This is a genomic window from Paraburkholderia phenoliruptrix, from assembly GCF_047325075.1.
In the GTDB taxonomy this organism is placed as follows: domain Bacteria; phylum Pseudomonadota; class Gammaproteobacteria; order Burkholderiales; family Burkholderiaceae; genus Paraburkholderia; species Paraburkholderia phenoliruptrix.
In genome coordinates, this window is sequence record NZ_CP168530.1 from 1,571,616 (window position 1) to 1,583,212 (window position 11,597).

Genomic DNA, 11,597 nt, shown 5'->3' on the forward strand with positions numbered 1-11,597 from the left:
CGGTCCACGTCCGCGCCCTTCAGGCAGCGCCGCACTCGCGACCGATGCAGGCGCCGCGGAACCTCCGGGCTGGACCGTTGCGGCGGGCATCACGATCATTACGCAGCGCGCGAAGCAGGGCAGAAACAGGAGAGAACGATGAAGCGCAAGGCATCAGCAGTCTGGCAAGGCGGTCTGCAAGACGGCAAGGGCTCCATTTCCACCGACAGCGGCGTCCTCAAGGAGACTCAGTATTCGTTTTCCACGCGCTTCGCGGACGGCATCGGCACGAATCCGGAAGAGCTGATCGCGGCCGCGCACGCGGGCTGCTTTTCGATGGCGCTGTCCGCGGAATTGGGCAAGGCGGGCATCACGCCGGAGCGGATCGGCACGACCGCGACCGTCACGCTCGATAAAGACGGCGGCGGCTTCACGATCACCGCCGTGCATCTGGACGTGGCCGTGAAAATTCCCGGCGGCGACAAGGCCGCGTTCGACAAGGCCACTGCGGACGCGAAGGCCGGCTGTCCGGTTTCGAAAGTGCTGAACGCCACCATCACGATGGATGCCCGGCTCGAGACCTGAGTCGAAACACAGCACAACCTCGGCGCGGGCGAAGCGTGGGTCTATCGCCTCTCTATCGCCTCGCCGTTCATGGACAACTCCGGGCAACTCACACCGCAGTGCCGGCCTCTAGCGCCGGCGCGGCGCTTCTCGATGACATCGCGATGACTACTCAAGCCGAAAAAGCAGCGCAATTCGAGGCGTTGCACAAAGCGCAAGACGCTTTCGTCATTCCTAATCCGTGGGACATCGGTTCGGCGCGGCTGCTTGCGCTGGCCGGCTTCAAGGCGCTCGCCACGAGCAGCGCCGGCTATGCGTTTTCGCGTGGTTTGCCGGATAACGCGGTGGGCCGCGCGCAGATGATGGTCCATCTCGCCGAGATTGCCGGCGCGACGGATCTGCCCGTCAGCGCCGATCTGGAAAACGGCTTCGGCGACGCGCCCGAAGACTGTGCCGAGACGATCCGCCAGGCGGCGCAGGCGGGCGTGGTCGGCGGCTCGATAGAAGACGCGACCGGCCGAGCCGACGAGCCCATCTACCCGTTCGAGGCCGCGGTCGAGCGGGTGCGCGCCGCGGTCGAAGCGGCTCGCGCGCAGCCGTTTCCGTTCACGCTCACGGCGCGGGCCGAGAACTATCTGGCGGGCCGTGCCGATCTGGACGACACGATCCGCCGGCTGCAGGCGTATCAGCAAGCCGGCGCCGACGTGCTGTATGCACCGGGGCTCAAGACGCGCGAGGAAATCGCCGCCGTGGTCGGCGCGCTCGAGCGGCCTGTCAACGTGCTGATGGGCTTGCAGGGCGTGCTGCTCAGCTTTGACGAACTGCGCGCGATGGGCGTGCGGCGCGTGAGCGTCGGCGGTTCGCTCGCGCGCGCGGCGCTCGGCGCTTTTTTGCGCGCCGCGCACGAAATTCGCGATCAGGGCACCTTCACTTACACGAAGGACGCGGCGAGCGGCAACGAACTGAACGAGTTCTTCGCGACCGCCGAGCGCAAGTGGCCGACGCCGCGCTGACAAACGCCGCCCGGGTGGCCTACGATATTTCGGGTTGATTTGTTGAACGGTTGGTCATAATATGCGTGGGATGAAACCCTCCGGTCAACGCCGCTTGCAACCCGGCTTTCAGCCGCCCTCCCAGCCCAATTCGTCGCGGAAAAAGGCGGGGCGGATCGGCCCGCGCGGCCGTCCGCGCGAGTTCGATACAGACGCCGTGCTGGCCAGCGCGAGCCAGGTGTTCTGGAACCACGGCTATCACGCCACCTCCATCGACGACCTGTGCAAGGCGACCGGCCTGTTGCGCGGCAGCCTGTACGGCGTATTCGGCGACAAGCACGGCATCATGCTGGCCGCGCTGGACCATTACGCCGAGGGCTCGGTCGCCCGCCTCGCCGAGCGGCTGAATGCACCGGTGCCGCCGGAACAGGCATTGCGCAACGCACTGCTGCATTACGCGCGGGTCGCCTGCGCGCTGTCCGGCGAGCGCAGCTGCTTCATCACCAACACCACGCTCGAAATGCAGCCTGGCGACGAGGCGTTGCGCGAGCGCGTCGCCGCCATCCAGCGCCGCATGGCGACTTTGCTGGCGGCGTCGGTCATCCGCGGGCAGGCAAGCGGCGCGTTCAACGCCACGCTCGACGAAAAAGCCGTCGGCGATTTTCTGTTGTGCGTGATGCAAGGCTTGCGCGTGCTCGGCCGGGTCGCCCACAAGGAAGACGCGCTAGTCGGTATCGTCGATGTCGCGATGCGGGCCCTCGTCTAATTTTTTTGCCGATTTATTGAACGATCAGTCATGAAATCAGACCCGATTCAATCGTCACCTTCGGTTTTTCCCAGCGAAGTCGCAACCGAAGCCGCAACCGCGACCCGCAACCACGGCGCCACCCTGCGCGCCGCCGACCGCCCCCCCATGCGCTTCCAGCGCCAGGGGCTCGCGCTCGCCGTGCTGTTCGTCGGCGCTTTCCTCGCGCCGCTCGATTACTTCATCGTGAATCTCGCGCTGCCGTCCATTCGCACCGGCCTCTACGCGACCGACGCGCAGCTGCAGCTCGTCGTGTCGGCCTACGCCTCGGTGTACGCGGTCCTGCTCATTACCGGCGGCCGGCTCGGCGATCTGTTCGGCCGGCGCCGCATGTTCATGACCGGCATGGCTGCGTTCGTGATCGCGTCCGCGCTGTGCGGCTTCGCGACGAGCGGCCACATGCTCGTGATCTCGCGCATCGTGCAGGGCATGGCGGCGGCCGTGATGGCGCCGCAGGTGCTGGCGACGATCCGCGCGGTCGTGCCGCTGCATCAGCAGACGCGGGTGATGAGCTTTTACGGCTTCGTCTTTGGACTCTCGTCGATTGTCGGGCAGCTCGGCGGCGGCGCGCTGATTACCTATCACCCGTTCGGGCTCGACTGGCGCATCATCTTCCTGATCAATATTCCGATCGGCATTGCCGCGTTTCTCGGCACGTGGAAGTTCGTGCCGGAAAACCAGCCGGCCACGCGCACCAGCCTCGACATCAAGGGCGTGGCGCTGCTTTCCGCTGTGCTGCTGCTCGTCATTTACCCGATGACGCACGGCCGCGAGGCCGGCTGGCCGGCCTGGACCTTTGCGATGTTCGCGCTCGCGGTGCCCGCATTCGCGCTCTTTGTCGTCACGGAAAAGCGGGTGGAGCGGGGCGGCGGCCACCCGCTCGTCGATCTGCAGCTGTTTCGCAACCGCGCGTTCGCGCTCGGCCTCGTGCTGGCGTTCCTGTTCTATTGCAACAGCGCCTTTTTTCTGACCTACGGCATCTTTCTGCAGACCGGCTTGCACTGGACGCCGCTCGCCTCGGGCATGGCCATCATGCCGTTCGCGATCGGCTTCGTGATCGGGCCGCTCGCTTCGCCGGCCGTCGTCAAGCGCATCGGCAGCCATGTGCTTACGCTCGGCTTTTCGATGATGACGCTCGGCTTCGCCGTGACCGGCTGGGCCGCGGGCGAGGCGGCGGCGCCCGACCTGGCGTTCTACGCGGGGCTCGTCTGCGCGGGCGTCGGCAATGGCTTGCTGCTGCCGTCCATCATGCGCATTACGTTGCAGGAAGTGGCGCCTGAAAAAGCGGGGCTCGCGTCGGGCGTGATTTCGTCGACGTTGCAGATCGGCTCGGCGTTCGGCACAGCCGCGATCAGCGGCGCATTTTTCAGCGCGCTAGGGGCGGCTGTCCCTAGCGGAGCGGCCGGAGCCGCCGCCCGCGCGACGCCTGCCGCGTACGCCCACCCGTTCCAGCTGAGCCTCGCGATCAACGCCGCGCTGATGTTCGTCTGCATCGGCATCTCGGTCCTGCTCGTGCGGCACCAGCAACTCGCACGGAGCCGCGCGGCACGCGCGCTTTAAAACCGCGCGGCGGTAATCGTTTTCATCGCTGTAGCAGCAGAAAAATTATTAACGCGTTTCACACGGATTTCATTTTTAATTGACGCGCCATTTACGGATGATCGGCTCATTCATAGGTAATTCGAATGCGCGGCAAATAGTAACAACCCTGATCAGGATCAAACGTGTTTCAGTTTTGAAGCATTTTTGTCCATGCATTTTCTACCCGCGGGACGCCCGTGGCAGTAATTCTTGCGGTCTGTGCGCTCGCGCACCAAGGCGCCCCCGGGCCTTATGCGAGGCGCCTCCGGAGTAACCCCCAATTGCAGTGCGGCAAAATGTCTTTCTCATGTTAATGAAAACCCTATCAATAAAAAGCGCTTGCCGTATTTAATTTCGGTTGTTAATCTGAACGCGTTTTAGAGGTCTCTCTCAGTCGTTCGTGGTCGAGGCTGAGTCGAGTCCGAATCGACAGACGGCGCAATGACTTAAATACTGCAAACGGTTCCGTAGAGGATTGAAAATGCTGACCGCTACCATTGACGCACTCACACCGCCTCCCGCCCGCTTCTCCACCGGCGACGTCGTCACGTTGAAAGACGGCGGCCCGCGCATGACGGTCACTTATGCCGGCCCAGTGGCGCTCAATCCCGGCGACTGGCTGATCTGCGAATGGTTCGACGAGCGCGGCGAATTGCGCCGCGAAATGTTCGCGCCTTCCAGCGTGCGCGCCGAGCCGCGCTGCATTCCGGCCGGCTCCGTGCAATGGAACCGCATGAGCCGCGCGGCATAAGGCATGACTGCGTGTATTTATTTCTCCGGGTGCTCGCGCGTCGCCTCGCGACGCTGCACGCGTAGCAGCAGCGCGGACGAAAACGCGCGCATCCGCACGAGCTTGCGTTTTTCCACCACTTCGCCCGCGAGATTTTTCGGCGGATTCGGCTGCAGCGACCAGTAGAGCGCGAGCAGCCATCCCAGCACCGTCCAGCCCAGACACGCGTTGAAGAGCGCGAGCGTCAGCACGTCGACGCGCTTGCGTCGGTCGGCCAGAATCGCCGGCAGAAAATACAGCGCCAGCGCGATCACCACGGTGACGATCTGAACGGCAACGCGCTCATCCATGTGCCGCCTCCCGAAACGCGACCCGCTGTACGCCGGCTAGTCAGACCATCGGCCTGCGAACCGGGCTAACCCATGCACGCATGCGGCGCGTGCGGCCATTATGGCGATTGTCGCGCGATTGTTTGCCGCGTGCAGCTTCAATGAAAGCTTGCCATGCCGGTGGGCGTGAGCACTGCCCGGCCGGCGGCGGCGCCGCTGTCGGCCGCTGCCGGCCGCCGCCGCGCCGCCGCGCCGCCGCCGCGCTGCAAAGGGCGCTGCAGAGGGCGCGGCAAGGGGCGCCGCCCCGCATGACCCTCTACCCGCAGGCACGCCGCCAGGTGCCGGGCACTTCAGTGCACGCGGCATCGGGTCTATCATGTTCGTTTCGAGTGAACGGAACCGTTACGGACTGCCATCATGATCTCCGACGATACGACCCGCGAGGCGCAGCGCCTCAACCCCGACACGCTCCGCGAGTTCGTGGACCGCAAATGGAACGACGAGATCGTGCCTGCGCTGACGGACTACATCGCGGTGCCCGCCAAAAGCCCCGCGTTCGATCCCGAATGGGTGAAGCACGGCTACCTGGAACGCGTGATTACCGACGCTGCGCAATGGGTCGAGCAGCAGCCCGTGCGCGGCCTGAAGCTTGAGATCGTGCGCCTGCCGGGCCGCACGCCGGTGATTTTCTTCGAGACGCCGGCCACGCGCTCGGGCAGCGACGAAACCATCGTGCTGTACGGCCACCTCGACAAGCAGCCTGAATTCGACGGCTGGCGCAGCGACCTCGGCCCGTGGACGCCGAAGCTGGAGAACGACAAGCTGTATGGCCGCGGCGGCGCCGACGACGGCTACGCAATCTACGCCAGCATCACCGCGCTTGCCGCGCTGGACGCCCAGGGCGTCGAGCGGCCGCGCTGCGTCGGCCTGATCGAAACCTGCGAGGAGTCGGGCAGCTACGATCTGCTGCCCTATGTCGACGCGCTGCGCGAACGGCTCGGCAATGTCGGCCTCGTCGTCTGCCTCGACTCGGGCGCGGGCAATTACGATCAACTGTGGCTCACCACGTCGCTGCGCGGACTCGTCGCCGGCGATCTGGAAGTGCAGGTGCTCGACGAAGGCATTCATTCGGGCGGCTACGGCGGCATCGCGCCGTCGAGCTTTCGCATCATGCGGCAACTGTTCGACCGGCTCGAAGACGCCGCCAACGGCACGCTGCTGCCGAAGGGCTTTCACTGCCCGATTCCGGCCGAGCGTCTGCGGGAAGCAGAGGCCACGGCGCACATTCTCGGCGACGACGTGTGGAAAAAGCTGCCGTGGGCTTGCGGTCAGGACGGCCGTCAGGTGCTGCCCACCACGACCGATCCGAAAGAGGCCTTGCTCAATTCGACATGGCGTCCGTCGCTCTCGGTGACGGGCGCGGCGGGCTTGCCCGCGCTCGCGGATGCCGGCAACGTGCTGCGCCCGCGCACGGCGTTCAAGCTGTCGCTGCGTCTGCCGCCGCTCATCGAGGCGGACAAGGCCGTCGCGGAACTGAAGGCGCTGCTCGAATTCGATCCGCCGTACAACGCGAAGGTGACCTTCAAGCCGGACGCCGGCGCGGCGAGCGGCTGGAGCGCGCCCGAACTCGCACCGTGGCTCACCACTGCGCTCAACGATGCGTCGCGCGCGCATTACGGCGCCGACGTCGCCTACATCGGGCAGGGCGGCACGATCCCGCTGATGAACGTGCTGAAGGCAGGTTTCCCCAAGTCGCAGTTCATGGTGTGCGGCGTGCTGGGGCCGAAGTCGAACGCGCACGGGCCCAATGAGTTCCTGCACGTGCCGTACGGCAAGAAGCTGACGGCAGCGGTCGCCCAGGTGATCGCTGCGGCGCCGTGAATGTGCGGCGTTCAAGGTGCTGCTTTCGAGGCGGGCACCGTTGAAGTGCTGCCGATAAGGTGTTGCCGTGAAGGTGCTGTCCTTAAGGTCGTCCTCACGGATTCCCCTTACCCTTAACTCGTGCCCGACTTTGCATGACCGATAACGACCTCGCGCCATCCAGCACGCCCCGCATCGCGGCCGGGCAACTTCATGCCTATGTGAGGGCGATCTGGGAGTGCGCGGGCAGCACGCCGCGCGAGGCCGAACTCGTCGCCGATCATCTGGTGGCGGCGAACCTGACCGGCCACGATTCGCACGGCGTCGGCATGATTCCGCGCTATGCGGCTTCGCTTGCCGATGGGCAACTGCGTCTGAACCTGCACGCGGAGGTCGTGAAGGACGCGGGCGCCGTACTCACCGTGGAAGGCCGCAAGGGCTTCGGCCAGGTCGTCGCCTTCGAGGCGATGGACGCGGGCATCGCGCGGGCGCAGCGGCTCGGCCTGTGCGCGGTGGGCTTGCGCGGCGCGCATCACATCGGCCGCATCGGTCATTGGGCGGAACAGTGCGCGCGGGCCGGCCTCGTGTCGTTTCACTTCGTCAATGTGGCCGGCGATCCGCTCGTCGCGCCGTTCGGCGGGGCGGACCGCCGCATCGGCACGAATCCGTTTTGCGCGGCCTATCCGCGGCCGGGCAAACCTCCGCTCGTGCTGGACTTCGCAACGAGCACCGTGGCGTACGGCAAGACTCGCGTGGCGTACAACCAGGGCAAAGCGGTGCCCGCGGGCTCGCTGATCGACCATGAGGGCGTGCCGACCGTCGATCCGAAGGTGATGCACGAGCCGCCGTTCGGTTCGCTGACGCCGTTCGGCGGCCACAAGGGCTTCGGGCTCGCCGCCATGTGCGAGATTTTCAGCGGCGCGCTCACGGGCGGCTTCACCACGCATGCGGACACCCTTGGCACGACGAACGCGATCATCAATTGCATGCTGTCGGTCATCATCGACCCGGCCGCATTCGACGCCCCGAATGCAGAGGAGGAAGCCGACGCCTTCATCGCATGGGTGAAGGCCTCGCCGCTCGCGGTGGGCGCCGGGCGCATCTATGAACCGGGCGAGCCGGAGCGCGTCACGCGCGCGGAGCGCGAAGCCAACGGCATTCCCGTCGATCCCGCCACGTGGACGCAGATCTGCGCGGCGGCTCTCGCCGTCGGCATGAGCGCGGATGAGATCGCGCGCTGGTCGGCATCGCTCCAATAGCCTGCCCGTCCGCATGAGGCGGTTTGCCATTCATGCGCAATAGATATTCTGTCTGTTAGCCCACGAATTACAGCTTATTCGCAAGCAGCAATTTCGACTGGCTCGTCTAATCGGGCGTAATGGCCTTTTTCTTTCCGATTCGCAAGACGTATTGCACCTCTTGTGCGCGGCCGCACTCGTCGCCCGTTGCGCGCAATGTCCCCCTACCTCGCGCAACTCCGGCGCGCAAGCGTTTGCGCGGCAGCGCACGCGTTCGCGACGGAAAGCATCGCCGCGACGTCCGCTCGACAAGGCTTTGACATTTCCTTGCATTGATCTGTTGGTTATCCCGCTCCCATCGGATTCCGGTCTGTTTTAGGCTCGCATTGCACTATCAGTGTTTAACCTTAAAGGACCGTTCAAATGAATCTACAAAACCACCACGCCTGCCGCCCGTTCCTCGAAGCCGGCAATCTGTCGCAAATCTCCGCTTACTACGAAGAAGGGCGCAATGTCATGTGGATGATGCTGCGCGCACAGCCGCGTCCCTGTTTCAATCTCGATCTGGTCCACGACATTCTCGGCCTCGCCCAGGCGGCGCGCGAATCGGGTTTGCCGATCGACTTCTGGGTCACCGGTTCGCTGATCCCGAACATCTATAACGTGGGCGGCGACCTCGACTTCTTCGCCGAGGCGATCCGCTCGGGCAAGCGCCAGGCGCTGATGGCCTACGCGCGCGCCTGCGTGGATTGCGTGCACGCGGCGGCGCGCGGTTTCGACACCGGCGCGATCTCGATTGCGATGGTGGAGGGCACGGCGCTCGGCGGCGGCTTCGAGGCAGCGCTTGCGCATCATTTTCTGCTGGCGCAGTCGGACGCGCGCATGGGCTTTCCCGAGATCGCGTTCAATCTGTTTCCGGGCATGGGCGGCTATTCGCTCGTCGCGCGCAAGGCCGGCATGCGGCTCGCCGAGGAACTGATCGGCGGGGGCGAACCGCATACCGCGGAGTGGCACCGCGATAAGGGCCTCGTCGATCAGCTGTTCGAGCCCGGCGACGCCTATATGGCGACCCGCACGTTCATCGACACGCTCAAGCCGAAAATGAACGGCATTCGCGCGATGCTGCGGGCGCGCCAGCGCGTGCTGCAACTGTCGCGCGCCGAGCTGATGGAAATCACCGAGGATTGGGTCGACGCCGCGTTCATGATCGAAGAGAAGGACCTCGCGTTCATGGAGCGGCTCGTGATGCTGCAAAACCGCCGTACGTCCAATCTGCGGCAGACGGCGGCGAGCGCGGCCAACTTCGGCTGACTCAATCCCGGCGCGGCGCGAGGGGCGCGCCGCGGTTCGGAGGCTCAGGCGATGAGCCTGAGCTTTTGCCGGTCTTTCAACCAGCGCTCGAACTCCGCGGCGGGCATGGGCTGCGCGTACAGGTAGCCCTGCACGTATTCGACGCCCAGCCCTTTCATGAATGCCTCTTCCGACTCGGTCTCGATTCCTTCGGCGACGACCTTGAAACCGAGTTCCTGCGCGACCACGACCATCGAGCGCACGAGCGCTTGCGCCTTGGTATCGGCGTTGATCGAGCGCACGAAGCTGCGGTCGAGCTTGATCACGTCGAGCGGAATACGCCCCAGTTGCGACAGCGACGAATAGCCGGTGCCGAAGTCGTCCAGATGCACCTGAGCGCCGAGCTGCCGGAACGACTTGATGAGGTCGATGGCTGCGGCTTCGTCTTCGATCAGACAGCTCTCGGTGAGCTCGACGTCGACAAGGCAGGGGTCCAGATGCGCTTCCGCAAGCGCCTCGGTGAAATGCCGGACCACGGCCGTGTCCACCAGTTGCCGTGCCGACACGTTGATGGCAACGCGCAGGTTGTGGCCGTCCGCTTTCCACTTCGCGGCCTGTTTGGCGGCCGTTTGCATGACCCAGCGGCCGAGCACGCCGATCAGCCCCGATTCCTCTGCATAACGAATGAACTCGGCCGGCATGATTTGGCCGCGTTCCGGCGAATTCCAGCGCACGAGCGCTTCCACGCCCTGCACGACACCGGTTGAGAGGACAAGCTTCGGCTGGTAGTGCAACGTCAGTTGGCCTTCTTCGAGCCCGCGCCGCAGGTTCGTGTCGAGCCACATGTATTCCGCGACCTTGCGGTTCATCTCCGGCGAAAACACACGGTGCGTGCGCTTGCCTTCGTCTTTCGCCACGTACATTGCGGTGTCGGCCGAGCGGATCAGCGACTCCAGGTTGTCGCCGTGCTCCGGATAGCGCGCGATGCCGATCGAGCAGCCCGTATAGACTTCGACGAGACCGAGGCTGAATGGCGTGCGCATGCGCTCGAGGATGCGCTGCGCGGTCGCTTCCAGTTCGTGCGCGGTGCCTTTTGCCGCGAGCACGATGAACTCGTCGCCGCCGAGGCGCGCGAGCGTGTCGCCTTCGTTCAGACAGGTGCCGATGGCCGCCGATACATCGCGGATCAGGCGGTCGCCGAATACATGGCCGTAGTGATCGTTGACCTTCTTGAAGTTGTCGAGATCGAGAAACAGCACCCCCACCGATTCGCCGGGCGCGGCGTCTTCGATGGCGGTGCGGATCTTGTCCTGGATCGCGTTGCGATTGGCGAGCCCCGTGAGCGAATCCGTGTTCGCGAGCTGCGTGAGCCGCTCCTGCGCAAGACGTTCCTCGGTGATGTCGGTGCCCGAGCAGATCAGATACTGCTCGTCGATGCCGCTGCCGCTTTGCACGAACTTGTTGCGAAACAGGAAGAGCCGCTCGCCGTTTAGCGTTTTCACGCGCCGCTCGACCTCATACGACACGCCGCGATTGAAGAAGCCCGCAATGTTCTGGCTCGATGCGGCGCCGTCTTCCGAGGACATGAAAAGCGCCCACACGTTGCGCCCGACAATGTTCTCTTCCTTCACGCCCGTCAGTTCTTCGGCAAGGCGGTTAAAGCGCTGGATGCGCCCGTGCCGGTCGACGATCACGACAACCGAATTGACTTCCGACACGACCTGCTCGGCGAACGACAGGCCATGCATCAGATCGCGTGCGACCGATTCGGTGTCGTCATAAGCGGAGGCGGTGCCCGCCCAGTTGCTGCTGTTGATTTTTCTGCCGACGAGGTGCAGGCGCAGCGGCTCGCCGAACAGGCGCACGTCGAGAACCACATGAGAAGTAATGCCCGTGAGGCAGCGGATTTGCGCAGCCTGCTGGGGATTCAGCGGAATGGCCACGTTGGCCGGCACGTCGCCGGTGACTGGCGTCAGCTCGAGCGCGTTGCTGTCGCTCGACAGACGCCAGCAAGGGCTGCTTGTGCCGAACTGCGCATAAAGCACCTGCTCGTGTTGGTCGTCATTCATGGGATCCCCGGGCGGTGTGCCGTTTCGGCCTGATGGCGGATAGCGGCAGACATCTTCATCATACTTAAAGACGAGCCCATTGTAGCGAAGCCACTGGAATTCGGGCCATAAAACATCTATGGCGCGAGTTCGTCTGTCGCGCGTGTGAATCGGTAAAAGC

10 protein-coding genes are annotated in these 11,597 nt (G+C 64.7%); 8 read left to right on the forward strand and 2 right to left on the reverse strand.

From position 1 onward, the window contains the following. The first annotated feature begins 138 nt into the window (after positions 1-138). From ACEN8U_RS06995 to ACEN8U_RS07015, 5 genes are all read left to right on the forward strand, one after another. Positions 139-564: an OsmC family protein gene (locus ACEN8U_RS06995; RefSeq protein WP_013590285.1), complete on the forward strand. Its 426-nt coding sequence runs from the start codon at positions 139-141 to the stop codon at positions 562-564. A gap of 143 nt (positions 565-707) precedes the next feature. After that, a complete protein-coding gene (locus ACEN8U_RS07000) occupies positions 708-1,556 on the forward strand; it encodes an isocitrate lyase/phosphoenolpyruvate mutase family protein (protein WP_310107546.1) in 849 nt (282 codons plus the stop codon). A 154-nt stretch (positions 1,557-1,710) separates the two neighbouring features. Further along, entirely contained in the window at positions 1,711-2,301 is a 591-nt protein-coding gene (locus ACEN8U_RS07005) for a TetR/AcrR family transcriptional regulator (protein WP_310108064.1), read from the forward strand. A gap of 30 nt (positions 2,302-2,331) precedes the next feature. Further along, positions 2,332-3,900: an MFS transporter gene (locus ACEN8U_RS07010; RefSeq protein WP_310107548.1), complete on the forward strand. Its 1,569-nt coding sequence runs from the start codon at positions 2,332-2,334 to the stop codon at positions 3,898-3,900. A 502-nt stretch (positions 3,901-4,402) separates the two neighbouring features. Further along, entirely contained in the window at positions 4,403-4,672 is a 270-nt protein-coding gene (locus ACEN8U_RS07015) for a YodC family protein (protein ID WP_013590281.1), read from the forward strand. Positions 4,673-4,689: 17 nt separating this feature from the next. Here ACEN8U_RS07015 and ACEN8U_RS07020 read toward each other — a convergent pair whose 3' ends face one another. Beyond that, positions 4,690-5,001, reverse strand: a complete 312-nt coding sequence (locus ACEN8U_RS07020) for a superinfection immunity protein (RefSeq protein WP_013590280.1) — start codon at positions 4,999-5,001, stop codon at positions 4,690-4,692. Between the two features lie 396 nt (positions 5,002-5,397). Here ACEN8U_RS07020 and ACEN8U_RS07025 point away from each other — a divergent pair, with 396 nt between their 5' ends. The 3 genes from ACEN8U_RS07025 (at position 5,398) to ACEN8U_RS07035 (ending at position 9,389) form a co-directional block, all read left to right on the forward strand. Beyond that, positions 5,398-6,861: a M20 family metallopeptidase gene (locus ACEN8U_RS07025; RefSeq protein WP_310107550.1), complete on the forward strand. Its 1,464-nt coding sequence runs from the start codon at positions 5,398-5,400 to the stop codon at positions 6,859-6,861. A 134-nt stretch (positions 6,862-6,995) separates the two neighbouring features. After that, a complete protein-coding gene (locus tag ACEN8U_RS07030) occupies positions 6,996-8,099 on the forward strand; it encodes a malate/lactate/ureidoglycolate dehydrogenase (RefSeq protein WP_310107552.1) in 1,104 nt (367 codons plus the stop codon). Between the two features lie 402 nt (positions 8,100-8,501). Beyond that, the gene (locus tag ACEN8U_RS07035; RefSeq protein WP_013590277.1) at positions 8,502-9,389 is read left to right on the forward strand and encodes a crotonase/enoyl-CoA hydratase family protein; all 888 of its coding nucleotides are present in this window, start codon (positions 8,502-8,504) and stop codon (positions 9,387-9,389) included. Positions 9,390-9,433: 44 nt separating this feature from the next. Here the strand turns inward: ACEN8U_RS07035 and pdeR are convergent, their stop codons facing one another. Then, positions 9,434-11,437, reverse strand: coding sequence for a cyclic di-GMP phosphodiesterase (pdeR, locus tag ACEN8U_RS07040; protein WP_310107554.1), 2,004 nt, complete (start codon positions 11,435-11,437; stop codon positions 9,434-9,436). Positions 11,438-11,597: the final 160 nt, after the last annotated feature.

Excerpts from the sequence above, each read along its gene's own strand:
- ACEN8U_RS06995 (WP_013590285.1), top strand. The coding sequence starts at position 139 with ATGAAGCGCAAGGCATCAGCAGTCTGGCAAGGCGGTCTGCAAGACGGC.
- ACEN8U_RS07000 (WP_310107546.1), top strand. The coding sequence starts at position 708 with ATGACTACTCAAGCCGAAAAAGCAGCGCAATTCGAGGCGTTGCACAAA.
- ACEN8U_RS07010 (WP_310107548.1), top strand. The coding sequence starts at position 2,332 with ATGAAATCAGACCCGATTCAATCGTCACCTTCGGTTTTTCCCAGCGAA.
- ACEN8U_RS07015 (WP_013590281.1), top strand. The coding sequence starts at position 4,403 with ATGCTGACCGCTACCATTGACGCACTCACACCGCCTCCCGCCCGCTTC.
- ACEN8U_RS07020 (WP_013590280.1), bottom strand. The coding sequence starts at position 5,001 with ATGGATGAGCGCGTTGCCGTTCAGATCGTCACCGTGGTGATCGCGCTG.
- ACEN8U_RS07025 (WP_310107550.1), top strand. The coding sequence starts at position 5,398 with ATGATCTCCGACGATACGACCCGCGAGGCGCAGCGCCTCAACCCCGAC.
- ACEN8U_RS07030 (WP_310107552.1), top strand. The coding sequence starts at position 6,996 with ATGACCGATAACGACCTCGCGCCATCCAGCACGCCCCGCATCGCGGCC.
- ACEN8U_RS07035 (WP_013590277.1), top strand. The coding sequence starts at position 8,502 with ATGAATCTACAAAACCACCACGCCTGCCGCCCGTTCCTCGAAGCCGGC.
- pdeR (WP_310107554.1), bottom strand. The coding sequence starts at position 11,437 with ATGAATGACGACCAACACGAGCAGGTGCTTTATGCGCAGTTCGGCACA.